The following is a 26,881-nucleotide window of genomic DNA, read 5'->3' as shown; positions in this document are numbered from 1 at the left end:
TTCATCGAGACGGCAATATCCAGGCCTGCTAACAAAGGAGGGCGACAAGATCCTCGCGGCGGCGAGACACAGGATGCCGGAGAAGGATCTCGCGGATTTTGCGCAGGAGAATAGTTTGGCTTCGATCAGAAAAATCCCCTTGCCGGAGAACGCATCGCTCGCAACCTGCGCTCAACGCGCCGGCTCTTACGCCGATTGCTACACAGTGGACGTGAAAGGCAAAATCGAGTTGAGCGCCTACACAGAAAGCTTCTTCAACACCTGGCTGATGAGACTGGAACGCAAGTTGATCGGCTTGGGCTCAAAACCATCGAATGACGACGATGTGCGATTACTCGCCAATGGTGGCTGCGACTCTCTGGCATGGTGGCGCGTTGAGAAGAGAGACCCGGATCAATTGCTGTTGTCCGTGCCAGACATTGCCACGCTCACGTGGCTGATGGTTTCGAAGCTGCCAGGGGCTACCCCGGGAACGCGTCTTTATTTTGGGTCCGCAGTGTTGATGCAAAGCCGTTTGAGCAAGGCTCTCCTGCCTTTTCACAAAGCATACTCGCGGCTGCTTTTGCGGTCCGCGTCAAGAACTTGCGAACGTAAGTCGCGATAATTGCGGCGCGTGATGCGCCAATCAGGCTGGGCGTTTTGGTTTACGGCCCTTGGGTTTCCGCGTTTTGCTGCGATCGGCCGCCGGGCCCTTGTGTTTGTGGACTGGCTTTCCACCCTCCTTGAATTTTCGTTTCGCATGCCTCGGCTTCCCGCGCACTTCACCGGCCGGCGCGATGATAACGCCTTTCTCAAGCCCGCCAGGCCGCTTGAGCTGCTCCGCGTAGCTGGCGGCCTTGTCGGCGGAAATCTCGAAACGTGTTTCGGCATCGTCGATCCTGATCGCGCCGACATCGCGTCTTGTCACGCCGCCGGCGTTACAGATCATCGGCAACAGGAATTTCGGATCGGCGCGCTGCTTTCGCCCTATTGAAATTGTGAACCAGACGCCGCCCTGCATATCCGGACCGCGCGGCTCGCGAACCGGCGCGTGTCCCTCCGCGGACTGGCGGTCGCGCCTGGAACTCCTGTTCTTCAGGGCCTCGGCGGGGAGCGGTAAAAGTTCCTCGGGAACGGGGTGAGCGGCCAGTTGCTCGCGAAGAAACGCCGCTGCGATGCGCCGCGGCCCCGCCTGTTCCAGCAAATCGGACACGAAATCCGCCTCCAGCTCGTCAGGCTCCGCGGCCGAAACGGCGGCATCGAGTATCCGCCGGCGGTAGCGCGCCTCGATCTCGGAAATGCCGGGCGCGGCGCGCACGGTCGCTGTCAGCTTCGCCAATGCGAGCACGCGCTGCGCCGCGCCACGCCTGTTTTCCGGCACGATAAGCACGCAGACGCCCTTTCGACCGGCGCGGCCGGTCCGGCCGGAACGATGCAGCAGAGTCTCCGGGTTGCCCGGCACGTCAGCGTGGACCACAAGGTCCAGGTTGGGAAGGTCGATGCCACGCGCCGCGACATCAGTCGCCACGCAGACGCGCGATCGTCCGTCGCGCATGGATTGCAGCGCATTTGAACGCTCCGATTGCGCCATCTCGCCAGAAAGTGAGACCACCGAGAAGCCGCGATTGGCGAGGCGCGCCGTGAGATGGCGAACCGCTTCACGCGTGTGGCAGAACACCAGAGCGCTCGTGCTGTCGGAATCCAGCAGCGTATTGATGATGGCGTGTTCCCGCTCGTCGCGCCGCACCAGCATCAGCTGGTAATCGATGTCCGCATGCTGTTCGGCAGAGGCGGTTGTCGCAACGCGCACCGCATTTGTCTGCACGGTCTTGGCCAGCTCGGCGATGCCGCGTCCTACGGTCGCCGAAAACAGCAGTGTCCGGCGGTCTCTCGGCGCCGCGCCGAGGATGAATTCCAGGTCGTCGCGAAAACCGAGGTCCAGCATCTCGTCGGCTTCATCGAGCACCACCGCGCGAATGGCGCTCAGGTCGAGCGCTCCCCGCGTGATGTGGTCGCGCAGGCGCCCTGGCGTGCCGACGACAAGATGGGCGCCGCGTTCGAGCGCACGGCGTTCGTTACGCATGTCCATCCCGCCGACGCAGGTTGCGATCCTGATCTGCGCCTCCGCGTAGAGCCAGTCGAGTTCCCGCTGGACCTGAATGGCAAGTTCGCGCGTCGGAGCGATTATCAGGCCTAATGGCGCGGCAGCCGCGTCAAAGCGTTCGCCGCTTCCAAGAAGTGTCGGCGCAATTGCAATGCCGAAGGCGACCGTTTTTCCCGAGCCGGTCTGCGCCGAGACCAGCAAATCGGCTTCGCCATGCTCCTCATTCGCCATCGCCAATTGAACCGGAGTGAGCTGTGTGTAGCCTTTCGCCTCAAGGGCGAAAGCGAGGGCCGGATGTATGCCGGTGATCGGGGATGTGCTGTTTAAGTCTGTATTGAGCGTCATGGTCACCATCTCTGCGAGTCGCTGAATATCATCTTGTGTGCGCTTCGGGCAGCGATTGTTTGCCGGGATCATGCCGTTGTTCGTCAATGCGAAGATGTTCAGGGGATATGTGCCGACCTGTAGAGTTCGACGCCCAACCTGTCAAAAGAGCTTTACGCTTGAATTACATTCACGCGGCCTGCCGAAAATGAAAAACCGGCTTGCAAGGGCGCGTTTTGCAAGCCGGTTTCTGGTATGCGGTTTCGACGCCCAGGCGAGCCAAGGGGTCGAGCGCTCCGCATTCAAGGGACTGCGCCTGTCATTGATCTTCGCAAAAGACGACGCTTTTACACGATCACCTGTCTGACAGGTCTTTTTCCTCCCCATTCGAAATTCCCATCAAAACGGGATAACGAATTTCTAATTTAGAATTATTTTAAATAAGCGCGGGTTGCAAGCCCAAACGCGCAATTTGAGCGCAAAAAACCACGTTGTTTTCAGCCTCCGGATCAGGCGCGTATCTCCGAACGACAAACCACGCAACCAGGCCGCGATCCGGCCATTGCTGAACACAATCAAGTTACTACGCGCATCGGCACAGTAAATGACGGGTGGAACGCAAGTGGATTTCAGGTTAAAATGGACTTTATGCACAACGATCCGGGAGGGATCGTCGGAGGGGTATCACAGACGTGCACTGTAGACGCCGCACAGGGATGCAGCGCTCCGTTTTGTGTTTGCGTAGGGAGAGGCAGACCTGAAACCGACTGATACAAGCGACCCTGAATATTTCCACAAGGTCGTCGACTGCCAGTATGCGTGTCCTGCGCATACGCCAGTCCCCGCATATATTCGATTGATCGCGCAGAAGCGCTACACCGACGCCTATCTCATCAACTGGGAAAGCAACGTCTTTCCCGGCGTGCTCGGGCGGACGTGCGACAGGCCTTGCGAACCCGCCTGCCGCCGCGGCCGTGTCGAGGATGAACCCGTGGCGATCTGCCGGCTGAAACGGGTGGCCGCGGATTTCAAGGACGATGTTGCAGGCAGTCTGCCCAAGGCGGGGCCCGCCAACGGAAAGAAGATCGCCCTCATCGGAGCAGGGCCGGCCTCGCTGACGGTCGCGCGCGATCTGGCTCCGCTGGGCTACGAATTGCATCTCTATGACGGACAGGCCAAGGGCGGCGGCTTCATGCGCTCGCAAATTCCGTCCTTCAGACTCCCGGAAACCGTGCTGGACGAGGAAATCGGGTACATTCTCGATATGGGCGTCGTCACGAAATTCGACACCTATGTCGACAGCATGGCTGAAATGCTCGGCAAGGGCTACGACGCCGTGTTCGTCGGCAGCGGCGCGCCCCGCGGACGGGACCTGCCCAAACTGCCGAACCGCAAGGAAGCGGACGCCAATATTCATATCGGCATCAACTGGCTGTCGAGCGTCGCCTTCGAGCACACGAAGAAGATCGGCAAGCGTGTGATCGTGCTTGGCGGCGGCAATACGGCGATGGATTGCTGCCGCACGTCCCGCCGCCTTGGCGGCGAGGACGTCAAGGTGATCGTGCGCAGCCCTTTCGCGGACATGAAAGCGAGCCCATGGGAAAAAGAGGACGCGATGCATGAGGGCATCCCTATCCTCGAAAACCACGTACCGCTGGAATTTGTTGTCGAAAACGGAAAGCTGACCGGCATGACCTTCGACAAGGTCAAGGCCGTCTACCACAATGACGGCCGTCGCGAACTGGTCTCCACCGGAGAAGAGCCGGAGTTTTTCCCGTGCGATGACGTCCTGATCGCCATCGGCCAGGAAAACGCCTTTCCCTGGATCGAGAAAGACACCGGCATCCGCTTCACCAGCTGGGGCACGCCGATCATCAATGACGACGAGACCTTCCAGTCCACTCGCAAGGAGGTCTTTTTTGGCGGGGACGCCGCCTTCGGTCCCGCAAACATCATCACCGCGGTAGCCCATGGCCACAAGGCGGCGGTGTCCATCGACCTCTATTGTCAGGGAAAGAGCCTTTCGAAACGGCCTCCGCCGCATGTCAATCTGATGAGCCAGAAGATGGGCATCCACGAATGGAGCTACGATTCCATTCCCATTAACGACAAACGCAAGATCGTGCCCCTGGTCGACCTCAAGAAAGCGCTGAAGGACCGGTCGGTCGAGGTTGAGCTCGGGTTTTCCGAAGACTCAGCCTTCGTCGAAGCAGAGCGTTGCCTGAACTGCGACGCGCAGACGGTGTTTTCTGCGGGCGACTGCATCGAGTGCGACGCATGCACCGATATCTGCCCGACCAGCTGTATCAATTTTGTGCAGAACGGGCCCGAGGACGATTTGCGCCAGCGGCTGCTGGTTCCGGCTGAAAACAGGGAGCAGGACCTTTACGTCTCCGGCGCGCTCCAGACCGGAAAGGTGATGGTCAAGGATGAGGATCTGTGCCTGCACTGCGGACTGTGCGCCGAGCGCTGCCCGACCGCAGCCTGGGACATGCAGATGTTTTTCTACAATGTCGCCAAGGCGACGCCGGACATGGTTCGCGTGAAATGAAACAGATCAAGGGCACCAACGACTTCGTCGTCAAATTCGCCAACGTGAACGGCAGCGGCTCGGCCTCGGCCAATCACCTCTTCGCCAAGGCGATCTTCCGGATGGGCATTCCGGTCAGTCCACGCAACATCTTTCCGTCGAATATTCAGGGCCTGCCGACCTGGTACGAGGTGCGGGTGAGTTCCAAGGGGTATCTCGGCCGGCGCGGCGGCGTGGACCTGATGGTCTGCGTCAACCCGCAAACGATGGAGCAGGATATCGCGGAAATCGAGCCTGGCGGCTACTTCGTCTACGACGACACCAAACCTCTTGCGCCGCACCTGAAGCGGGACGACATCACCTATCTTGGCATTCCTTTGACAGAGATGTGCATGCGGGAATTCAAGGTCCCTCGCCTGCAGCAGCTCCTGAAGAACGTGGTTTATGTCGGCGCCATGGCGGCGCTTCTGGATATCCGTTTCTCCATCCTGAAAGACCTGCTGAACGATCAGTTCAAGGGAAAGGAAAAGCTGATCCATCCGAATGTGAGAGCCCTGGAAATGGGCTTTCAATACGCCACAGAAAACTTCTCCTGCCCCCTGCCCATTCGGCTGGAAATGGGCGGCAATGACGCGCCGCACATCAAGGAAAGCAATCACATCCTGATGAACGGCAACACCGCCGCGGCTCTGGGCGCAATCTATGGCGGCGCGACAGTGGCGGCGTGGTACCCGATTACGCCGTCGACGTCCGTCATCGACGCCTTTTCCAAATACGCGCAACGAATGCGGATCGATCCGGGAACCGGCAAGAAGAACTTCGCCATCCTGCAGGCCGAAGACGAGATCGCCGCCATGGGCATCGTCGTCGGCGCCGGCTGGAACGGCGCCCGCGCCTTCACCGCCACATCCGGCCCCGGCCTGTCCCTGATGAGCGAGTTTCTGGGTCTCGCCTACTTCGCCGAGGTGCCCGTTGTCCTGATCGACGTTCAGCGGTCCGGCCCCTCGACCGGCATGCCTACCCGCAGCCAGCAGTCCGACATCCTGGCCGCCGCCTATGCAAGTCACGGCGACACCAAGCATATGCTTCTGTTTCCGGCGACGCCGCGCGAGTGTTTCGACATGACCGTTCAGGCCTTCGATCTTGCAGAGCGGTTTCAGACGCCGATCATCATCATGTCCGATCTGGATCTCGGCATGAACGACGTAATGTCGCCGCCACTCGAATGGGATGACGACTACGAGATGGACCGCGGCAAGGTTCTGGACGCAGAAGCTCTGGACACTGTCGAAAAGTTCGGCCGGTACCTGGACGTCGACGGCGACGGGATCTGCTATCGCACCCTGCCCGGCACACATCCGGACAAGGGCGCCTTCTTCACCCGCGGCTCGTCCAAGAACGAGATGGCGATATACTCGGAGCGCGGCGAGGACTACGTGCAGAACGTCGACCGCCTGCTGCGCAAGTTCGAAACCGCGAAATCCTACGTGCCGGAGCCCAAGACGCATCCGCCGATCGAGGTAAAAAAGCCGAAAACGCGCAAGAAACTCGGCGCGCTGTTTTTTGGCACATCGGCTTCGCCCGCCTACGAAGCCGTCGAGACGCTGGCGGAGGAAGGTTATCCGATCGACACGATGCGCATACGCGCCTTTCCCTTCCACAAAAGCCTCGACGATTTTATCCACGAGCACGACGCGGTTTTCGTGATCGAACAGAACAGGGACGGTCAGATGCGACAGCTCATCATGAACGAATGCCACGTCTCGCCCGACAAATTGACGTCGGTGCTGAACTATTCCGGCATTCCGATCACTGCGCGCACCATCGCCAGCCAGATCAGGCAGGCGCTGGATATTGAAAGCGCCAATGTCGTCAAACTGCATCCGGAGAGTGTCTGATGTCCTATTTCAAGCCGAAATTTCGCCATCCCCGTCTCCCCGTCAATGCGCTGGGCTATACGGTCGCAGACTATGACGGCGCGATCTCGACGCTGTGCGCGGGCTGCGGCCACGACAGTATCTCGACGGCGATCCGCAACGCCTGTTTTTTATCCTCGATCCAGCCGCACCGGATCGCCAAGCTCTCCGGGATCGGCTGTTCGTCCAAAACGCCCACCTATTTTCTCGGCCGCAGTCACGGCTTCAACTCCGTGCACGGGCGAATGCCGTCGGTCGCGACCGGCGCGAGCGTCGCCAACCGGGACCTGATCTACATCGGCGTGTCGGGCGACGGAGACACCGCCTCCATCGGAATGGGCCAGTTCATCCATCTGATACGCCGCAACGTAAACATGACGTACATTGTGGCCAACAACGGCTGCTATGGCCTGACCAAAGGTCAGGACAGCGCCACGGCCGATCTTGGTTCGATCAGCAAATACGGATCTCCAACACCGTTCGAGGGGATCGATCTGGCCAGCCTCGCGCTGCTTCAAGGCGCCAGTTTCGTTGCGAGAAGCTTCTCCGGCGACAAGGAACAACTGGAACCCCTCATACGCGCCGCCATGGCGCATCAGGGATTTGCCTTCATCGACATCGTGTCGCCTTGCGTCACCTTCGCCAACCACGTTGGGTCAACCAAGAGCTACGCCGCGACCAGGGCGCATCTCGAAGCAATGCCGATCGATTTCGTACCGATGCGCGAAGAGATTCGCACGCAATACGACCCCGGAACGACCCAGGCGATCACATTGCACGACGGATCCGTCATCCATCTGCACAAGGCCAGCGACAGTCACCAGACCGACGACCGCAACAAGGCGCTGATGACGATGCAGGCAGCGCGTGAGGAGAACAAAATCCTGACCGGGCTTCTCTATCTCGACCCGAACACACAGGATCTCAACCACACCATCGAGCTCGCAACCAGGCCCTTGAACAGTCTGGGCAAGGACGAGCTTTGCCCCGGCAGCCGTGTGCTGAACAGCATCAATGAAGGGCTGAGATAAACCTCGTCCAATTGTCGGTAAAGGATGACGCTTCGTTGTCTCCCTTCCCATAGCCGTGTTGCGATGCGCCCGCGATCCGGCTAGGACTCTTTCCAGGTGCATGCTTTCGAACAAGGTGAGCCCAGTGATAATGACAACGGGTGGTTGCGACCATGCCTGATCCGATGAGCTGGCAATTGAGCCTGCCTCTTTTTCTTGGAGCCCTGGCCTTCGGCTACCTCCTCGGCTCCATTCCCTTCGGGCTGCTCTTGACCCGCATGGCGGGCCTGGGCGATATCCGGTCAATCGGCTCCGGCAATATTGGCGCGACAAACGTGCTGCGCACGGGCAACAAGGGGCTGGCGGCGGCGACCCTGATCCTTGACGCGCTGAAGGGCCTGGCGGCCGTGCTGATTGCGAAGACCTACGGACTGGATGCCGCGATCATCGCCGGATTAGGCGCTTTCGTCGGTCACTGTTTTCCGGTGTGGCTGAAGTTCCGCGGCGGCAAGGGCATATCGACCTATCTTGGCGTGCTGCTGGCGCTGCTGCCTCTCGGCTGCGCCATCTTCGCCGTTGTCTGGCTCGCAACGGCTTTCTTAAGCCGCTACTCTTCGCTGGCTGCGCTGGTCGCGGTCATCGTCGTGCCGGTCGCGGTCTTTCTGCTCGGTCACGCCCATATCGCGCAATTGCTGACACTCATGAGCGCAATCGCCATTTTCAAGCACAGGGCCAATATTGCACGGCTCGTTTCCGGTGAGGAAAGCAGAATCGGAGACAAGGGATAAGGAATGTTACTCATTTATATTGAACGGGTCGCGCCATCTGACCCGGACAAGAGCAGGATGCTCTGATGGCCAAGATCGCGGCGGGCGGCCTGCGATCCCTCGGCGAAATCGAACTGATCGACACAATAAGGCTGATCCGCAGCCCGAATGTCGGCCCCGTGACGTTCCACAAGCTGATCATGCGCTTCGGCGACGCCGGCGCAGCCCTCGACGCGCTGCCGGAACTGGCGCAACGCGGCGGATTGTCGAAGCCCTTCCGGATCGCCGGCCGGGATGTCGGTGAACGCGAGTTGGAGAAAGCAAACCGCGCAGGCTGCCGGTTGATCGCTTCGTGCGAGCCCGGTTATCCGCCAGCGCTGCGCGCCATTGATTCCGCGCCGCCGATCATCACGATCAAGGGCGACGCGAGCCTCTTCGCCAGGCCGTCGGCGGCGATTGTCGGATCACGCAACGCCTCGATCGCCGGATGCAAGATCGCCGGGATGCTGGCCCGCGGCATCGGCGAAGCCGGATTCTCGGTGACTTCAGGGCTGGCGCGCGGCATAGACGCCGCGGCGCATGAGGCGTCTGTGCCGACGGGAACCATCGCCGTGCTCGCCGGCGGACTGGACAGGCCCTATCCGCCGCAAAACATTCCGCTGATGAACAGGATCGCCGAAACCGGAATCGTGTTGAGCGAAACGCCGTTCGGACACGAGCCCCGGGCGCGCGATTTCCCGAGGCGCAACCGGATCATCGCCGGGATCAGTCTCGGGCTGGTCGTGGTGGAAGCCGCCAAGCGCTCGGGCTCGCTGATCTCGGCGCGGCTTGCCGGCGACTACGGACGGTTGGTGTTCGCAGTGCCCGGATCGCCGCTTGATCCGCGCGCGAAGGGGACCAACGACTTGATCCGCGACGGCGCAATTCTCGCCGCCGAACCCGGCCATGTCGTCTCCGCGATCGATCCGCTCGTCGCCGTCCCTGAGGAATTCAATTTTCAGGCGGACGACCAGCTTGGCGAACCGGCGGCCGCCCCGCCCCCGGCCGACGCGGACCGCGAACGCATCGCCGGATTGATGGGACCGACGCCAATCGCGATCGATGACATCATTCGCCATGCAGGCGTCGCCGCATCGCAGGTTCAGATGGTCTTGCTGGAGCTTGATCTGGCCGGCCGGATCGAGCGACACGCCGGCGGAATGGTGTCGCTCGCCACCCCGTATTCGGCGAACTGAGGCAGATGCCAAACACCGGTCACGGGTTGCAAAACCGCCTCGAAAGACACCATATGCGAGGATGGCTCCACCCAAAAATGTCGCTCTGCCCTCTTGACCATTCGTCGCCGGGTGTTCATTTGCTGAGCCTCGATTCACCGCTTGCACCGGTTTCGCAAGCCCCAAAGACGCCACCTCCAGAGTTTCTCATGAATGTTGTAGTTGTCGAGTCCCCCGCCAAAGCCAAGACGATAAACAAGTACCTTGGTTCCGATTACAAGGTCCTTGCATCCTTCGGGCACGTCCGCGATCTGCCCGCCAAGGACGGCTCGGTGCGCCCGGACGAAGACTTCGAAATGAGCTGGCAGGTCGACACGGCGTCGAACAAGCGGCTGAAGGAAATTTCCGAGGCGGTAAAGAAATCCGACGGTCTGATCCTGGCGACCGACCCCGACCGTGAAGGCGAAGCGATCTCCTGGCACGTTCTGCAGGTGTTGAGCAAGAAGCGCGGCGTGCTCGGCGACAAGCCGGTCAAGCGCGTGGTCTTCAACGCCATCACTAAGCGTGCGGTTCTCGACGCCATGGCCAATCCGCGCGACATCGACGCTTCGCTCGTCGACGCCTATCTGGCGCGGCGCGCGCTGGACTATCTGGTCGGCTTCAACCTGTCGCCGGTTCTCTGGCGCAAGCTGCCGGGCGCCCGGTCTGCCGGCCGCGTGCAGTCGGTTGCTCTGAGACTGGTTTGTGACCGCGAGTCGGAAATCGAGCGTTTCGTATCGGAGGAATACTGGCAGATCGTCGCCCACCTGCAGACGCCGCGCAACGAAGGCTTCGAAGCGCGTCTGGTTTCGGCCGACGGCAAGAAACTGCAGAAGATGTCGGTGACGAACGCCGACGACGCCAACCGTCTGAAGACAATGCTCGATGGCGCGGCTTTCGTCGCCGAAAGCGTCGAGGCGAAACCGACGAAGCGCAATCCGGCGCCGCCCTTCACCACCTCAACGCTGCAGCAGGCGGCCTCCTCGAAGCTCGGCTTTAACGCGTCGCGCACCATGCAGGTGGCGCAGCGTCTCTATGAGGGCATCGACATCGGCGGAGAAACCGTTGGTCTCATTACCTATATGAGAACCGACGGGGTGCAGATGGCCGGCGAGGCGATCGACGCCGCAAGACAGGCGATCGGCGAGCAGTTCGGCGACCGGTACCGGCCGGAAAAGCCGCGCTTCTACGCTACAAAGGCGAAGAACGCGCAGGAGGCCCATGAGGCGATCCGCCCGACCGACTTTTCGCGCACGCCGGACCAGATGAAACGGTTCCTCGATTCCGACCAGCTGCGTCTCTACGACCTTGTCTGGAAGCGCGCGATCGCCAGCCAGATGGCCTCGGCCGAGATCGAGCGGACCACGGTGGAGATTAGCGCCGTGAATGGCGACAGCCGCGCCGGCCTCAGGGCCACCGGATCGGTTATCCGCTTCGACGGCTTCATCGCCGCCTATACCGACCAAAAGGAAGACGCCGCCCCGGCGGATGACGACGACGACAAGCGGCTGCCGCGTATCGATGCGAAGGATCAGCTGGAACGCGAGAAAATCGACGCTTCACAGCACTTTACCGAGCCGCCGCCGCGCTACTCCGAGGCAAGCCTCATCAAGAAGATGGAAGAGCTGGGCATCGGCCGGCCTTCAACCTATGCGGCGACGCTCGCCACCTTGCGCGACCGTGAATACGTGACCATCGACAAGCGCAAACTCATTCCCGAAGCCAAGGGACGCCTGGTCACCGCGTTTCTCGAGAATTTCTTCGAGCGCTATGTCGAATATGATTTCACCGCCGCGCTGGAAGAAAAGCTCGACAAGATTTCGGCCGGCGACCTCGCCTGGAAAGACGTGCTGAAGGATTTCTGGACGGAATTCCTGACCCATATCGAAAAAACCAAGGAACTGCGGGTTTCAAATGTACTGGACGCGTTGAACGAGGAACTGGCGCCGCTTGTCTTCCCCGAACGCGAGGACGGCTCCAATCCCCGGATCTGCCCGAAATGCGGAACCGGCAACCTGTCGCTGAAACTGTCGCGCTACGGCGCCTTCGTTGGCTGCTCCAATTACCCGGATTGCGGCTATACGCGGCAACTGGGCGCGAACGCCGCCGATGCAGAGGCCTCGGGATCGGACGAGCCGGCGGAACTGGGCAATGATCCGCATACCGGCGAGCCGATCACGCTTCGAACCGGCCGCTTCGGCCCCTATGTCCAGCGCGGCGAAGGCAAGGACGCAAAGCGTTCCAGCCTGCCGAAGGGATGGAAGCCAGAAGATATCGACCACGAAAAGGCGCTCGCCCTGCTCTCGCTTCCGCGCGATGTCGGCATGCACCCGGAAACCGGAAAGATGATATCCGCCGGGCTTGGTCGCTACGGCCCGTTCGTGCACAGTGACGGCGTCTACGCCAATCTCGAGAGCATAGAGGACGTGTTCTCCGTCGGCCTGAATCGCGCCGTCACGCTGATCGCCGAAAAGAAGGCCAATGGCGGCGGACGCCGCGCCAAGGCCGCGGCCCTGAAGGAACTCGGCGATCATCCCGACGGCGGCGCGATCACCGTTCGCGACGGACGGTATGGCCCCTACGTCAATTGGGGAAAGATCAATGCGACGCTGCCAAAGGATATGAAGCCTGACGCGGTGACCACGGAACAGGCGCTCGAACTGATCGCGGCGAAAGCCGCAAAGGGCGGCGGCAAGGCGACGACGCGCAAGAAGGCGCCCGCCAAGCGCAAGAAACCCGCCGCCAAGACAGAGAGCTGAATTTGACGAAGAAGCAGATCAGGAAAGGAGATGCAAAAGGCGCCATTCCGGATCGCGAAACCGTGTTGCGTTTCATCGCGGAAAATCCGAACCGCGCGTCCAAGCGCGACATCGCCAAGGCCTTTTCCCTCAAAGGGCAGGATCGCATAGACCTCAAGCTGCTGTTGAAGGATCTCGAGAACGACGGACTGCTCGAGAAACGGCGCAAGACCCTGGTCCGCCCCGGCTCGCTTCCACCCGGGACGGTTCTCGAAATCGTCGCGCGTGAAGATGACGGGAGCCTGATGGCGCGGCCGTCCGAATGGCCGCATGACGGCTCGGTGGCGCCGGCTGTGCGCATTCGCGCTGAACGCCCCGCAAAAAACCGCAAGCGAGGACCGGCGCCTAGCGTCGGCGACCAGGTGCTTGCCCGTATCGCACAGAACGACGACCCGGCGGATGCGCCTTTCACCGGACGCATCATGAAGGTGCTCGAACGGTCGAAAGGCTTCACACTCGGCGTCTTCCGGTCGACGCCCGGCGGCGGCGGCCGCATCGAGCCGGTTGAGCGGCGCGACAAGGAAATTCTTATTGCTCCCGATGACGTCGGCAAGGCGAAGGACGGCGACCTCGTCGAGGTGCAGTCGGCGCGGACCGGACGTCACGGGCTCAACCGCGGAAAGATCCAGGACGTCGTCGGATCGGTCGCCAGCGAACGGGCGATATCCACCATCGCGCTCCATGCCCACGGCATTCCGCACGTGTTCCCGCCAGCCGTATTGGACGAAGCGACGAAAGCCGATCACGCGACGATGAAAAATCGCGAGGATTGGCGCAAGATCCCGCTCGTCACCATCGATCCGGCCGACGCCAAGGACCACGACGACGCCGTTTTCGCGGAAGCAGACGACAATCCCGAAAACAGGGGCGGCGTCATTGTCTATGTCGCGATCGCCGATGTCGCCTGGTACGTACGCCCGGATTCGGCTCTGGACCGGGAGGCCTTCAAGCGCGGCAATTCGGTCTATTTTCCGGACAGGGTCGTGCCGATGCTTCCGGAACGCATCTCGAACGATCTGTGTTCACTGAAGGAAGGCGTGGACCGCCCCGCCCTCGCCTTGCGGATGATTTTTAATCACGACGGCAGAAAGATCGGACACACATTTCACCGCGTCATGATGAAGAGCGCGGCGCGCCTCGCCTACGCCCAGGCGCAGCAGGCAATCGACGGCCACCCGGACGACAAGACCGGAACGCTTCTCGATGGCGTTCTGAAACCGCTCTGGCATGCCTATGGCGTGCTGAAAAAGGGTCGCGACCGGCGACAGCCGCTTGATCTCGATCTGCCGGAACGCAAGATCCGGCTGAACGACGACGGCAGCGTCGCCGATGTGATCGTTCCCGACCGACTGGATGCGCACCGTCTGATCGAGGAATTCATGATTCAGGCGAATGTCGCCGCGGCCGAAAGCCTTGAGCGAAAACGCCAGCCGCTGATCTACCGCATCCACGACGAGCCTTCGCTCGCCAAGCAGGAAGCGCTGCGCGATTTCCTGAAAACACTGAACATGTCCCTGTCGAAGGGAAACCTGCGATCCAACAGTTTTAACGGCATTCTGGCCGGCGCGCGCGACAAGCCCTACGAGACGATGGTCAGCGAAATGGTGCTGCGTTCGCAAAGCCAGGCCGTCTACAGCCCTGACAATATCGGCCATTTCGGCCTGAATCTTCGGAAGTACGCGCATTTCACCTCGCCGATCCGCCGCTACGCCGATCTGATTGTGCATCGCGCGTTGATTGCGGCTTACGGGCTTGGCGAGGGCGGAGTGACGGCCAGGGAAGAAGAGAATCTGGAGGAGATCGCAGCGGAAATCTCCGCCTTCGAGCGCCGCGCCATGGCCGCCGAACGCGACACGGTCGACCGTCTGATCGCCCATCACCTGGCGGACCGGGTGGGTGAGATATTCAACGGCCAGATTTCCGGCGTCACAAAATCGGGTTTGTTTGTCAGCCTGCCTCAATTTGGCGCAGACGGCTTTGTACCCGTTTCCACGCTCGGCCTGGACTACTATATCTACGACGAATCGCATCAGGCGATGGTTGGAGAAAAGTCCGGCATGGGATATCGGTTGGGCGACTGCGTGGAAGTGCGGCTGGCCGAAGCCATACCCCTTGCGGGCGCGCTTCGTTTTGAAATGCTGAGTGAGGGTCGCAAGTTGCCGACGGCGACGCGTTCCTTTCACAAGGCGAACAGCAGTTCCCGCAAGCAACGCGGCTCGGTTCGCCGCGGGCGGCGAAGGGGGTAAATGGAATGTCGGTTGAAATCAGATATGGCGATGAAGCGTCGCCGAAGAAACGCGACCTTTGGGGCGCGATGAAAAGAGGCTGGCTCGGACGGTGCCCGCATTGCGGCGAAGGGCGGCTGTACAAGTCATTTCTCAAACCCGTTCATAGCTGCGAATGCTGCGGCGAGGAGATGCATCACCAGCGCGCCGACGACCTGCCGCCCTATCTCGTGATTTTCATAACCGGCCATGTCATTGTCGCCGCATTCATGATCTTCGAGGAACTCGTGATTCTCAACACCTGGCAGCACCTGGCGATCTGGGCTCCGATGACGATCGTCATGGCGCTTGCGCTGATGCAGCCCGTAAAAGGCGCTGTCATAGGCATGCAATGGGCCAACTATATGCATGGATTCGGCGGGGAAGCGGATGAGGTCGCCGATTTGGACAGGTACGAATGATACGCCTGTGACGGGGCTTGGCCTGAATATGGACACACCAGAATTTCCCAATCGTTTCGCAAACAAGGTCGACATGGACGCCGACGCCAGCAAGCGGACCGGCGACTATCCGCTGCTGCGCCCGACCGACGCCGCGACGCTGATCGTCATAGACCGGTCCGGCGACGAGCCGGCCGTTCTGATGGGCAAGCGCCATGTCGCGCACGCCTTCATGCCGGATCTCTATGTATTTCCCGGTGGCCGCCGCGATCCGCATGACGGACGCGTGCCGGTAGCAAACCATCTCGAGGAGACGGTGACGGCCAAGCTGATGCAGAAGATGGCGAGCCCCGCCTCTCCCGTTCGGGCCCAGGCCCTGGCGACCGCCGCCATACGCGAAACCTACGAGGAGGTCGGTCTTCTGATCGCCGCCGAGGGACGCACGATAAATCGCGGCGTCTGGAAGGATTTCGCCGACAGGGGTCTTGCTCCAATGCAATCCAAATTGCGCTATATCGCCCGGGCCATTACGCCGCCCAGGCAGAAAAGGCGGTTTGACACTCGTTTTTTCGCCTGTTTTCGGGACGAAATCGGCTATGCAAGGCCGGAGGCGAGCAACGAACTCGTGGATTTGCGCTGGGTGCGGTTTTCCGAAATGGAAGAGGTAAGCATGCCGCGCATTACCCTCGCAGTTATCGAGGATTTACGGCAAGCGATGCTGCGGGACGCCGATCTGCCCTTTGGCGGACCTGTTCCCTTCTATCAGTCACGCTATGGCCGGCGCAGCCGCGAAATTCTTTAGAGCCTCGTCATGGACTCGCGGGCCCACGACACTGTCACTATCGCCGAAGCCGAAGCCCCAATAGCCTGGTTGCCAGTCAGCGCCGCAATCGCATCGATCAGCGCTGTCGGTATCGCGCTCGGGCTCGGGCTTCCGCTCTTGAGTTTCATTCTGGAGAGAGAAGGCGTCTCGGCCTCGCTTATCGGGCTGAATTCAGCGGTCGCCGGGATAGCCTCGCTCGCGATAGCGCCATTCTGCACGCCGATCGCCATGCGCTTCGGCGTCGCCGACACCATGCTCGCCGGCGCTGTCATTGCGGCCCTGTCGGCGATCGGCTTCTATCTCGCCCCGCATTTCTGGATGTGGTTTCCGCTGCGCGTCACTTTCCACGGCGCCATAACCCTGCTGTTCGTGCTTTCCGAATTCTGGATCAATACAGCAGCGCCGCCATCCAGGCGCGGCTTCATTCTCGGGCTCTACGCAACCGTGCTGTCGCTCGGTTTCGCCCTTGGGCCAATGCTGTTTTCCATTCTCGGAAGCGAAGGCATTGTGCCTTTTCTGGTCGGCTCCGCGATTATTCTCGCCTCGGCTATTCCTGTGATGATGGCGCGCAACGAAAGCCCACGGCTGGAGCGCCGCTCTATCGGACCATTTTTCAAATATGTGTATCTCGTGCCAACCGCGACGGCGGCCGTTTTTGTGTTCGGAGCCGTCGAATCCGGCGGGTTCGCGCTTTTTCCGGTGTATTCGCTGAGGATAGGATTCACCGAGGGCGACGGCGCCCTGCTCCTGACCATGATCGGTCTTGGCAATGTGCTGTTCCAGATCCCGATTGGCATTCTGTCCGACCGCGTCCGTGATCGGCGATCCCTGTTGACGCTCTTTGCGGTTGTCGGCCTGGCGGGAGCCCTTTTCCTGCCAGTCCTTTCAATTAACTGGTGGCTGCTCGCCGCAGTGCTGTTCGTCTGGGGCGCCGTCGTCGCCGGCCTTTACACGGTCGGCCTGGCCCACCTCGGAGCGCGCCTGCACGGCGGCGAGCTCGCCTCCGCCAACGCCGCTTTCATCTTTTGCTATTCAATTGGCATGATGATCGGGCCGCAGGTTCTGGGCTCCTCGATCAGCGCGATGGGCCCGCACGGCTTCGCCTATGGCCTCGCTTTCTTCTTCCTGATCTACATTGCCCTATCGATGGGTCGCATCCTAATCCGCCCTGCGCGGTGAATAGAGCTTGACTTTTCGTCAGGCATTTGTAGTTATCCCGCCAGATTTCAGCCGCGGAGCGTTACGCTGCCTGCGGCTTCGTTTTTAGAAAGCGGACAGAACAATGGCCAAAGCCACCACAATCAAGATCAAGTTGGTATCGACTGCCGACACCGGCTACTTCTACGTTGCAAAGAAGAACAGCCGCACGATGACCGAAAAGATGGTCAAGACGAAGTATGACCCGGTCGTCAAAAAGCACGTCGAATTCAAAGAAGCCAAAATCAAGTAGCGGCATCGCCAAACGTCGATAAAAAAAGCCGCTTCAGAAATTCAGAAGCGGCTTTTTATATGGGGGCCGATCGGCGCCGGCTGCGGTACGAGGAGGCCACAAACCGGACACCGACCAGCCGACCCCACGACCCAGGAGATGCGGCGGACCTGAGCACCATGGGGTAACTGAATTGTTCAGCAGTCTGCTGCTTGCGGATCAGTCATCGACTGCAATTGCCTCAACTCTTGCGCAACACGGCAAAAAAATCAACGATTTCTTAACTGATTCGCTTCGGCATGCGTAAAAATGGTAAATTTACGGATGCGGCGATGCGAATACAGGCCTGTCGCGCGACATCAAAAATCAAGACATCCGGTACAATAGGCGCAATTCCTGAAAGTTCCGTGACATCCGCGGCGCCATTCAACTCATCTTGGAAATCACCAGGTTACGGCCCGCCCGTTTCGCCGCCAGAAGCGCTGTATCGGCCCGCTTGATCAGGCTGGCGGCGCTGTCGCCCTCGACAAGTCCCGAAACACCGAAGGAAGCTGTCAGATTGAGAGCCGACATCTCCTTCCCGATCCGGAACGGCGCGTTTTCGACCGCCTGCCTCAGACGCTCGGCGATCATGCGCGCATCATTGGCGGACGTATCCGGAAGCACGATTACGAACTCCTCGCCGCCAATCCGGCAGGACAGATCGATGCCGCGAATGACGCCGCGTATGCGTGTCGCGAATTCCGTAAGCACCGCATCTCCGGCGTCGTGGCCATGTTCGTCATTGACGAGTTTGAACCGGTCGACATCCAGCATGATGATAGACAACGCCCTGCCCCGTTCCTGAGCCCGCTTGACCAACGTCTCCAGATGACTGTCGAGGTAGCGACGATTATAGAGCCCGGTCAACGGATCGGTGACCGAGAGCGTGATCGAATTCTGCACGCTGGATCGCAAATGATCATTGAACCGCTTGCGTTTGAACTGCGTCCTGCAACGCGCAATCAACTCATTGGGATCGACCGGAGCGACAAGATAGTCGTTCACGCCAAGGTCGAGCGCCCTGTGGACAAGTCCGTCATCGCCTTCCTGGCAGATCAGCAGCAGAGGAATGAAACGCGTTGCTTCATTTGAGCGCAACTGGGAGCACAGTCGCAGCGGATCGTGTGAAGCCAGCCGTGCGTCGACTATGACAAGCTCGAAATCCGCGCCTGTCGCCGCCGACAGCGCTTCTCCCGGATCGGCGACTTCAGTGACATCGGCAAATCTGCGTAGCGCCGTCTTGAGCCTTGTTCGCGACAGACCGCGTTCCGAAACGAGCAAGGTGACGCCTTTTCTCGAGTCCAGTTCCGCATTGGAGTTGATGAACTTCTCGATGCCGATATTCATCGCCGTCTGGGCGCGCACCCGGAGTTCGTCGGTCATCGTCTTCAAACGAACGAGGCTTTTCACGCGCGCGACGAGCTGTGTCTCATTGACAGGTTTGCTCAGAAAATCGTCGGCGCCCGCCTGGAGCCCCTTCACGCGATCCTGAAGCTGATCCAGCGCCGTTATCATGACGACGGGAATATGCATGGTCCGGGGATCCGACTTGATGAACCTGCAGACCTCATAGCCGTCGATACCAGGCATCATGATATCAAGCAGCACCAGATCGACCGCCGACGTGGTGCAAATGTCGATCGCCTGTCTGCCGTCAGCCGCGGTCTCCACCTCGAAATATTCGGCCTGGAGCCTGGCGGCCAGCATTTTGCGATTGGCGGCTATATCGTCGACAACAAGTATTCGCGCCGTCATGGCAATATTCCCGTTCCATCCGGCGACGTGCGCAGTGTCGTCAATAATCGCCGAGATAGTTTTTTATCGTTTCCAAAAACCTGGGTACTGAAATCGGTTTAGACATATAGGCCTCGCAGCCGCCTTGTCTTATGCGCTCTTCGTCTCCTTTCATGGCGAAAGCCGTCACCGCAATAACCGGTATCGTGTGCAACTCATCGTCGTCCTTGAGCCATTTCGTCACTTCAAGTCCGGATACCTCCGGAAGTTGTATATCCATAAGAATAAGATCCGGTTTATGCTGGCGCGCAAGGTCCAGCACGTCCAGTCCGTTGCGCGTCTGTATTGTCTCGTATCCGGAAGCCTCGATCAGGTCGCGAAAGAGCTTCATATTGAGCTCATTGTCCTCGACAATCATGACACGCTTGGGCATAAAACGCTCCGTATTCTCTATTACGCACCAGGATATAATCCTACAGGATTTGATCTCGCGGGACTAATTTCTGTTCGAAACGCCAAAGTTTTGAAAAATAAGGTTGAGGAAATGCAAATTCGCCCACTTGTCGACACAGTGCATGGATAACGAACAGACAATGGCGCTCTGCGCGGATATCCTGAGCTGGATTTCCGCGAATGAGGAGATGATGTCCAGGTTTTGGGCATTGTCCGGTTTGACACCGGAAACGTTGCGCGACGCTGCCGCCCAGCCGGGCTTCGCCGCAGGTGTATTCGATTTTCTGGCAAACCATGAACCGACGCTTCTCGCCTATTGCGAGGATCGTCAAATTTCCCCTCAAACAATTGTAAATGCATGGTATTCGGAAAATGGTGGCCCTCTCCCGGGGGCAAATCCGTGACGAGGCGACAAAACCCAAAAATCGACATTCCAGTCCTGGACGGAAACCGGCCTCTCATCGTCAGCGATGTTGACGAAGTCGCGCTGAACTTCCTTGATCCGTTCAATGCCTTTCTGCAAAAGAACGGCTACGAACTGATACCGCGCTCCTTCAAGCTGACAGGCAATGTCGTGTCGATTGCCGGCGGCAATGCGGCGCCGTCCATGACGGTGTCGACGCTGATGGACGCTTTCTTCGCAGCACAACAGAAATGGCAGACGCCGACCATCGGCGTCGTCGAATCGCTGGCAAGGCTCTCTACCGTTGCGGACATCGTTTTTCTATCGGCGATGCCGCCAAAATACTTCGCCGCGCGCAGGGCCTTGCTGGATGAATTCGGCATGCATTATCCACTCGTCGCAAGCGAATCTTCAAAGGGCGAATTGATCAGGCAAATCCACGCGGATAGCGAGCATCCCGTCATTCTGATCGACGACATGATCTACAATCTGCATTCCGTGAAAAAACACATACCGCATTCCATGGCGATCAACTTTATGGCGAACGACACGTTTCGCGCGATGGCGCCGGATCCCGGCGAGGATGTGCATCTCGCCGCCAACTGGACCGAGGTCACGCGGCTGATTCTGCGCCACATTTCTGCTTGATGCCCGCAGGCATTGCGCCTACAACCATGATGTTCAATATTTGTTCCGCACGATCATCGCCATGGAACATGCGCCAAACAATCCCGCAGCCGGCTTTTGCCGCGACTGTCTTGAATATCAGGGGCAGCCGTCGCGGCGCTGCCGCAAATGCGGCAGTCCACGGATCGTCCGACACGATGAGCTCTATGATCTGACAGTCGCGCATATCGATTGCGACGCCTTCTACGCCGCAGTCGAAAAACGCGACAATCCGGAACTGGCCGACAAACCACTCATCATCGGCGGCGGACGCCGCGGCGTGGTCTCGACAGCCTGCTACCTGGCGCGCATCAAGGGCGTGCGATCGGCGATGCCGATGTTCAAGGCGCTCGAAGCCTGCCCCGAAGCGGTCGTGGTCAAGCCGGACATGGAAAAATACAGCCGCGTCGGACGTGACGTCCGCAGCATGATGGAAGAGCTGACGCCGCTGGTTCAGCCGATATCGATCGACGAGGCTTTTCTGGATCTTTCAGGCACGCAGACGCTGCACCGAAATCCGCCCGCCCGCACCCTCGCCGCTTTGGCGCGTCGTATCGAGAACGAAGTCGGCATTACCGTGTCGGTCGGGCTGTCCTACTGCAAGTTCCTCGCCAAGGTCGCCTCCGATCTCGAAAAGCCGCGCGGTTTTTCCGTAATCGGCAGGGCCGAAGCCATCGATTTCCTGAGAGAGCGGCCGGTGACGACGATATGGGGCGTGGGCAAGGCGTTCGAAGCAACGTTGAAGAAGGACGGCGTCACGACGATCGGTCAGTTGCAGACCATGGAGGAAAGCGACCTGATGCGGCGTTACGGCCTCATCGGCCAGCGTCTCTTCCATCTGTCGCGGGGGCAGGATTCACGGCAGGTACACACCCGCGACAGCGCCAAGAGCGTTTCGTCGGAGACCACCTTCAACCATGACTACGCAGACGCCGAAACCCTGGTCCCGATTCTCAGAAGCCTGTCGGAAAAGGTCTCCCGGCGTCTGAAAAAGAACGATATGGCCGGTCAGACCGTTGTCCTGAAACTGAAATCAGCCGATTTTCGCATCCGCACCCGCAATCGCCGCCTGGACGACCCGACCTGTCTGGCGGATCGCATTTTCAGAACCGGACTGTCATTGCTGTCGCCGGAACTCGACGGCACGAAGTATCGTCTCATCGGGATCGGCGTGTCCGATCTCACGCAATCCGACCTCGCGGATCCACCCGATCTCATCGACGAGGCGGCGCAACGCCGCGCCATCGCCGAACGCGCGATCGACCGCATCCACAATCGCTTCGGCGACAATGCGGTGGAAACGGGCTATACGTTCGGCAAAGGCCGAAACGCCCGGCCCCAGCGCGACAATGACGCAACCGACTAGTCCGACGTCACCGCCAGCGATTTACGGCGTGAGAATGGTGCACCCGGTGGTCTGACGCCCTTCCAGCGCCGTGTGGGCTGAGGCCGCGTCGGCAAGGTCAAAGGACTGGTTGATGTTGATCCTGACCGAGCCCGAACCGATCTGGTCGAACAGCGCCGCCGAGGCCTTGTCCAGCCAGCCGGGCAATCCGACGAAATGGAACAGCGTCGGTCGCGTCGCGTGGAAGGAACCAGCCGCAAGCTCGCTGATGTTGAAATCGGTGATGGCGCCGGACGACTGGCCGAAGCTGACAAATGTTCCGTGCAGTTTCAGACATTTCAGCGATCCCCGCCAGGTGGTCTTGCCGACGGCGTCGTAAACGGCTTCGACGCCGTCAGGCGCCAATTCCTTTACCTTCTCGACGAAATCGTCCTTGCGGTAGTCGATGACGTCCGAATAGCCGTGATCCAGCGCAAGGGCGCATTTCTCAGGCCCGCCCGCAGTGCCGATCGCACGAACGCCCTTTGCCGCAAGCCACTGTCCGACGATCAGGCCGACGCCGCCGGCGGCGGCGTGGAAGAGCACCGTGTCGCCTTCTTTCACTGCGAAACTGCCATGCAGCAGGTAGTAGGCTGTCAGGCCCTTGAGAAACGAAGCCGCGGCGATTTCGTCGCTTATTCCGTCCGGAATCTTCACGAGGGTCTTTGCGTCTATCACCCGGTGGCTTGCGTAAGCGCCATTCGGTGCGGTGTAGACGACCCGGTCGCCCGGCGACACATTGCCGACGGACGATCCGACAGCCTCAACCACGCCGGCGGCTTCGGACCCGAGCACCAGATCGGACTCGACCGACCACGGGTAGAGGCCTGAACGAAAGTAGGCGTCGAGAAAATTGACGCCGATGGCGGTGTGCCGCAACAGCGCCTCGCCGGCGCCCGGTTGCGGGACTTCGGTTTCCTTTTTCTGCAGGACTTCCGGTCCGCCCGGCCTTGTCGCTACGATCGAATAAGCCACGTGATTTTCTCCCTGACATATTCCGGTTCTGCCTAGAAAGGTAATCCAAGTCGTCGAAGGATTGAAGCTTCGATCAGACGAGTTCGACGTCGACGACGCCGTTCGCGGATTTGAGTGCGGCGGCGACTTGTGGGGATATCCTGTATCGTTCAGGTAGTTCGACCTCGATCTCGCGCTTGCCGTCATCCTTGATGACGACAAAGGACACCTGACCGTCGCCTTTCGTGTTGAGATGGCCGGCGATCTGCCGCAAGGGGCCGCTGTCGCGAACAAAGATGCGCAGAGCCTTCTGTTCCTGCACCGCCCTTTCCTCGAGCGACTGCACGGTCTGTATCCGCAGGCTGATGCCTTCCGGCCGCTCTTCGGCGTCGACGGTGATGACCAGCGAGCTTCCGGGTTCGAGTTGGGCGCGATAGAGCGCCAGCGCTTCGGAAAACAGCACGGCTTCATACTGACCGGACGAGTCCGAGAACTCGACAATGCCCATCTTGTTGCCGGTGCGTGTCTTTCGCTCCTGCTTCGACGTGACGGTTCCGGCGAGCCGCCCGGCCGCAGCGCCTTTTTTTACGGCCAGCGAGAATTCGGCGAAGGTCTGCACCCGCATCCGGTCAAGCAGTTCGGCATAGGAATCCAGCGGATGCGCGGAGAGATAAAAGCCCAGCGCCTGAAACTCCCGATGCAGTTTTTCCGAAGCAACCCATGGCGTTACGGCGGGAAATTGAATCACTTCCGGACCAGTAGCAGCGCCCGCGCCAAACATGTCGCTTTGCCCGCTGACCCGATCCTCGAACGCCTTCTGCGAAAAACCGAGCAATCGATCCATACCGGCGACAAGCTCCGCCCGGTCGCGACCGAAACAGTCGAAGGCGCCGGCGCAAACGAGGCTCTCCAGAACCCTGCGATTGATGACTTTCGGGTCTATGCGCAGGCAGAAATCCTCGATGCTCGCAAACTGTTTCTCGCCGCGAACCTCGGCAATGTGGTCCACGGCCGCCTCGCCGACACCCTTGATGGCCGCGAGCGAATAATAAATCCGGTTTTCTCCCGTCTTGAAAATCCGGAACGAGGTTTGAACCGACGGCGGGATTACATCAATGCCCAGACGCTTGGCGTCCTGCCGGAAATCCGACAGCTTGTCGGTGTTCGACATGTCGAGCGTCATGGAGGCGGCGAGGAATTCGACCGGGTAGTGCGCCTTCAGATAGGCAGTCTGATAGGACACGAGACCATAGGCTGCGGCGTGCGACTTGTTGAAGCCGTAATTGGCGAATTTGGCCAGTAGATCGAAAATGAAGTCGGCCTGCTGCTTCGACACGCCGTTTTCCACGGCGCCGCTGACGAAGCGGTCCCGCTGCTTGTCCATCTCCGCCTGGATCTTCTTGCCCATGGCGCGGCGCAGAAGGTCGGCCTCGCCGAGCGAGTAGCCGGAAAGCACCTGCGCAATCTGCATCACCTGTTCCTGGTAGACGATGACACCCTGGGTTTCTTCAAGCAGATAGTCGATCTTCGGATGAACCGAGGAGAGCTCCTCCTCCCCGTGCTTGCGCGCATTGTAGACCGGGATGTTTTCCATCGGCCCCGGTCGATAGAGCGCGACGAGCGCGATGATGTCCTCGATACGGTCCGGCTGCATGCCGATCAGCGCCTTGCGCATACCCGCGCTTTCAACCTGGAATACGCCCACAGTCTCGCCGCGCGACAGCATCTTGTAGGTCTCTTCGTCGTCGAGCGGGAGGGCTTCGAGAAGAATGTCGACACCGCGTTCCTTCAGAAAGCTCACCGCCGTCTGCAGCACGGTCAGCGTTTTAAGGCCAAGAAAGTCGAATTTGACGAGACCCGCCTTCTCCACCCATTTCATGTTGAACTGGGTGACTGGCATGTCCGAACGCGGATCGCGATACATCGGAACAAGCTGTGACAGGGGGCGGTCGCCAATCACGATGCCGGCGGCGTGGGTCGAGGCGTGCCGGTAAAGGCCTTCGAGTTTCTGGGCGATGTCGAGCAACTGGCCGACAACCGGCTCGGCCGCCGCTTCTTCCCGCAGCTTCGGCTCTTCCTCGATCGCCTTGTGCAGCGGCGTCGGATTGGCCGGATTGTTGGGCACCAGCTTGCAGATCCGGTCCACCTGCCCATAAGGCATTTCCAGGACGCGGCCGACGTCGCGCAACGCCGCGCGCGCCTGCAGCGATCCGAAGGTGATGATCTGGGCGACCTGGTCGCGCCCGTATTTCTTCTGAACGTAGCGGATGACCTCGTCTCGCCGATCCTGACAGAAGTCGATATCGAAGTCCGGCATCGAGACGCGTTCGGGATTGAGGAAGCGTTCGAACAGAAGCGAGAAGCGCAGCGGGTCTATGTCGGTGACGGTGAGCGCATAGGCGACAAGCGAACCGGCGCCGGAACCGCGGCCGGGCCCGACGGGGATGTCATGCGCCTTGGCCCATTTGATGAAGTCGGCGACGATGAGAAAGTAGCCGGGGAACCGCATGCGCTCGATGATGCCGAGTTCCGTCTCCAGGCGCTCGCGGTAATCGTCCACGGTAAATCCGGGCGCGCAGCCGAGCGCGTCGATACGGGCCGTGAGCCCCTCCTCCGCCTGTCGGCGCAGTTCCTGGGCCTCGGCCCGTTCCGCTGCTTCCGGATCGTCCGTCGAGCCACCGGTGAAGCGCGGCAGGATCGGATCGCGAGTTTCCAGGATGTAGGAGCAGCGCCGGGCTATCTCTACTGTGTTTTCAGTGGCTTCGGGCAGGTCCTTGAAAAGCGAGAGCATCGCCTCGCGGGTCTTCAGGAAATTGTCGGGCGTGACGCGGACGCGATTGTCGTCCGAAACAACGGCGTTGTGCGCCACCGCCATAAGCGCGTCATGCGCGTCAAACTCGTCCGGACCGGGAAAGAACGCCTCGTTGGTGGCGACGATCGGCAGCCTGTTGCGATAGGCCATGTCGAGCATGGCGTTTTCATGCTGCCGGCTGTAATCGGTGGGGCGCTGGATTTCGACATAGAGGCGATCGCCAAAAAGCGCCGCCAGCGTTTCAAGCCGGGATTGGGCCAGCGACGCGTCGCCGGCGGTCAGCGCAGCGTCGATCGGCCCTCCGGACGCGCCGGTGAGGCAGATCAGCCCCTCGACGCCCTCCTGCAACCACTCGAGCATGATATGCGCCGTGTCGTTGCTTTCGCCGTCGAGATAGGCGCGGCTCACCAGATCGACAAGCCGGCTGTATCCCGCAGCCGTCGCCGCGATCAGGACAAGCGACGGCCGCCGGGCGATGCGGTTGCGGGAACCACCGGACGCGGACGGATCGCCGTCGCCCATCTCGATGTCGAGTTGGCAGCCGATGATCGGCTGCACGCCCGCGTCGCCGGCGCTTGCGGCGAACTCAAGCGCGCCAAACAGATTGTTGGTGTCGGCGATGCCGATCGCTGGCTGGAGGTCGGCGACCGCCGCCGCAACGATTTTCTTGAGAGGCAGCGCGCCTTCGAGCAGCGAATAGGCCGAATGTACGCGCAAATGCACGAAGCCCGGTCCGTTTGAATGCGCTGTTTGTGCAGACTCGCTGTCGGTCATGGAACTCCGCCGTCTCTTTTGGAATCGGGTCGATTTTCACCCGGCGGAGCTTCCATGTCCA

The 26,881-nt window shown here is 60.2% G+C and carries 21 protein-coding genes; 16 read left to right on the top strand and 5 right to left on the bottom strand.

The annotated features are described in order from the left end of the window. Positions 1-73: 73 nt before the first annotated feature. Positions 74-604 (top strand): hypothetical protein, encoded by a 531-nt coding sequence (locus K1W69_RS05370; RefSeq protein ID WP_220227279.1) that lies wholly within the window; start codon positions 74-76, stop codon positions 602-604. Between the two features lie 21 nt (positions 605-625). Here the strand turns inward: K1W69_RS05370 and K1W69_RS05365 are convergent, their stop codons facing one another. After that, the gene (locus tag K1W69_RS05365; protein WP_220227278.1) at positions 626-2,428 is read right to left on the bottom strand and encodes a DEAD/DEAH box helicase; all 1,803 of its coding nucleotides are present in this window, start codon (positions 2,426-2,428) and stop codon (positions 626-628) included. A 187-nt stretch (positions 2,429-2,615) separates the two neighbouring features. On the opposite strand from K1W69_RS05365, the gene K1W69_RS05360 reads away from it, so the two are divergent. The 12 genes from K1W69_RS05360 to rpmG all read left to right on the top strand — a co-directional run bounded on the left by K1W69_RS05360 (position 2,616) and on the right by rpmG (position 17,619). Then, positions 2,616-2,774 (top strand): hypothetical protein, encoded by a 159-nt coding sequence (locus K1W69_RS05360; RefSeq protein ID WP_220227277.1) that lies wholly within the window; start codon positions 2,616-2,618, stop codon positions 2,772-2,774. Between the two features lie 390 nt (positions 2,775-3,164). Next, positions 3,165-4,958, top strand: coding sequence for an FAD-dependent oxidoreductase (locus tag K1W69_RS05355; protein ID WP_220227852.1), 1,794 nt, complete (start codon positions 3,165-3,167; stop codon positions 4,956-4,958). Beyond that, complete coding sequence (locus K1W69_RS05350; protein WP_220227276.1) at positions 4,955-6,835, top strand: 2-oxoacid:acceptor oxidoreductase subunit alpha; 1,881 nt, start codon at positions 4,955-4,957, stop codon at positions 6,833-6,835. Before K1W69_RS05355 ends, K1W69_RS05350 begins: the two co-directional genes overlap by 4 nt. Continuing rightward, positions 6,835-7,884, top strand: coding sequence for a 2-oxoacid:ferredoxin oxidoreductase subunit beta (locus K1W69_RS05345; RefSeq protein WP_220227275.1), 1,050 nt, complete (start codon positions 6,835-6,837; stop codon positions 7,882-7,884). The genes K1W69_RS05350 and K1W69_RS05345 overlap by 1 nt, the downstream gene beginning before the upstream one ends. 152 nt (positions 7,885-8,036) lie before the next feature. Beyond that, positions 8,037-8,651, top strand: a complete 615-nt coding sequence (gene plsY, locus K1W69_RS05340; protein ID WP_220227274.1) for a glycerol-3-phosphate 1-O-acyltransferase PlsY — start codon at positions 8,037-8,039, stop codon at positions 8,649-8,651. A gap of 65 nt (positions 8,652-8,716) precedes the next feature. Next, the gene (dprA, locus tag K1W69_RS05335) at positions 8,717-9,865 is read left to right on the top strand and encodes a DNA-processing protein DprA (protein ID WP_220227273.1); all 1,149 of its coding nucleotides are present in this window, start codon (positions 8,717-8,719) and stop codon (positions 9,863-9,865) included. Positions 9,866-10,053: 188 nt separating this feature from the next. Then, positions 10,054-12,642, top strand: coding sequence for a type I DNA topoisomerase (topA, locus tag K1W69_RS05330; RefSeq protein WP_220227272.1), 2,589 nt, complete (start codon positions 10,054-10,056; stop codon positions 12,640-12,642). A 2-nt stretch (positions 12,643-12,644) separates the two neighbouring features. Then, positions 12,645-14,927, top strand: a complete 2,283-nt coding sequence (gene rnr, locus K1W69_RS05325; RefSeq protein WP_370688185.1) for a ribonuclease R — start codon at positions 12,645-12,647, stop codon at positions 14,925-14,927. 5 nt (positions 14,928-14,932) lie between these two features. Then, positions 14,933-15,367, top strand: coding sequence for a DUF983 domain-containing protein (locus tag K1W69_RS05320; RefSeq protein ID WP_220227271.1), 435 nt, complete (start codon positions 14,933-14,935; stop codon positions 15,365-15,367). A 28-nt stretch (positions 15,368-15,395) separates the two neighbouring features. Beyond that, the gene (locus K1W69_RS05315; protein ID WP_220227270.1) at positions 15,396-16,148 is read left to right on the top strand and encodes an NUDIX hydrolase; all 753 of its coding nucleotides are present in this window, start codon (positions 15,396-15,398) and stop codon (positions 16,146-16,148) included. Between the two features lie 9 nt (positions 16,149-16,157). Continuing rightward, the gene (locus K1W69_RS05310) at positions 16,158-17,348 is read left to right on the top strand and encodes an MFS transporter (RefSeq protein ID WP_220227269.1); all 1,191 of its coding nucleotides are present in this window, start codon (positions 16,158-16,160) and stop codon (positions 17,346-17,348) included. A 103-nt stretch (positions 17,349-17,451) separates the two neighbouring features. Then, positions 17,452-17,619: a 50S ribosomal protein L33 gene (rpmG, locus tag K1W69_RS05305; RefSeq protein WP_220227268.1), complete on the top strand. Its 168-nt coding sequence runs from the start codon at positions 17,452-17,454 to the stop codon at positions 17,617-17,619. A 405-nt stretch (positions 17,620-18,024) separates the two neighbouring features. On the opposite strand, the gene K1W69_RS05300 is transcribed toward rpmG, so the two are convergent. Both K1W69_RS05300 and K1W69_RS05295 read right to left on the bottom strand, forming a co-directional pair. Next, positions 18,025-19,395 carry a PleD family two-component system response regulator gene (locus K1W69_RS05300; protein WP_220227267.1) on the bottom strand — a complete coding sequence of 457 codons (1,371 nt, stop codon included), beginning with the start codon at positions 19,393-19,395 and terminating at the stop codon, positions 18,025-18,027. A 40-nt stretch (positions 19,396-19,435) separates the two neighbouring features. Then, complete coding sequence (locus tag K1W69_RS05295; protein WP_220227266.1) at positions 19,436-19,807, bottom strand: response regulator; 372 nt, start codon at positions 19,805-19,807, stop codon at positions 19,436-19,438. Between the two features lie 142 nt (positions 19,808-19,949). Here K1W69_RS05295 and K1W69_RS05290 point away from each other — a divergent pair, with 142 nt between their 5' ends. The 3 genes from K1W69_RS05290 to K1W69_RS05280 all read left to right on the top strand — a co-directional run bounded on the left by K1W69_RS05290 (position 19,950) and on the right by K1W69_RS05280 (position 22,262). Beyond that, positions 19,950-20,231, top strand: coding sequence for a DUF3572 domain-containing protein (locus K1W69_RS05290; RefSeq protein ID WP_258570813.1), 282 nt, complete (start codon positions 19,950-19,952; stop codon positions 20,229-20,231). After that, positions 20,228-20,878, top strand: a complete 651-nt coding sequence (locus K1W69_RS05285) for a hypothetical protein (protein ID WP_370688184.1) — start codon at positions 20,228-20,230, stop codon at positions 20,876-20,878. The genes K1W69_RS05290 and K1W69_RS05285 overlap by 4 nt, the downstream gene beginning before the upstream one ends. A 61-nt stretch (positions 20,879-20,939) precedes the next feature. Beyond that, complete coding sequence (locus K1W69_RS05280; protein WP_220227848.1) at positions 20,940-22,262, top strand: DNA polymerase IV; 1,323 nt, start codon at positions 20,940-20,942, stop codon at positions 22,260-22,262. A 21-nt stretch (positions 22,263-22,283) separates the two neighbouring features. Here the strand turns inward: K1W69_RS05280 and K1W69_RS05275 are convergent, their stop codons facing one another. After that, positions 22,284-23,255: a quinone oxidoreductase family protein gene (locus K1W69_RS05275; RefSeq protein ID WP_370688183.1), complete on the bottom strand. Its 972-nt coding sequence runs from the start codon at positions 23,253-23,255 to the stop codon at positions 22,284-22,286. A 73-nt stretch (positions 23,256-23,328) separates the two neighbouring features. After that, the gene (gene dnaE, locus K1W69_RS05270) at positions 23,329-26,820 is read right to left on the bottom strand and encodes a DNA polymerase III subunit alpha (protein ID WP_220227264.1); all 3,492 of its coding nucleotides are present in this window, start codon (positions 26,818-26,820) and stop codon (positions 23,329-23,331) included. Positions 26,821-26,881: the final 61 nt, after the last annotated feature.

This window comes from Flavimaribacter sediminis (genome assembly GCF_019492055.1).
Lineage (GTDB): Bacteria > Pseudomonadota > Alphaproteobacteria > Rhizobiales > Rhizobiaceae > Flavimaribacter > Flavimaribacter sediminis.
Note: the sequence above shows the minus strand (reverse complement) of the source record. Positions and strands in the feature narration are given on the sequence as shown.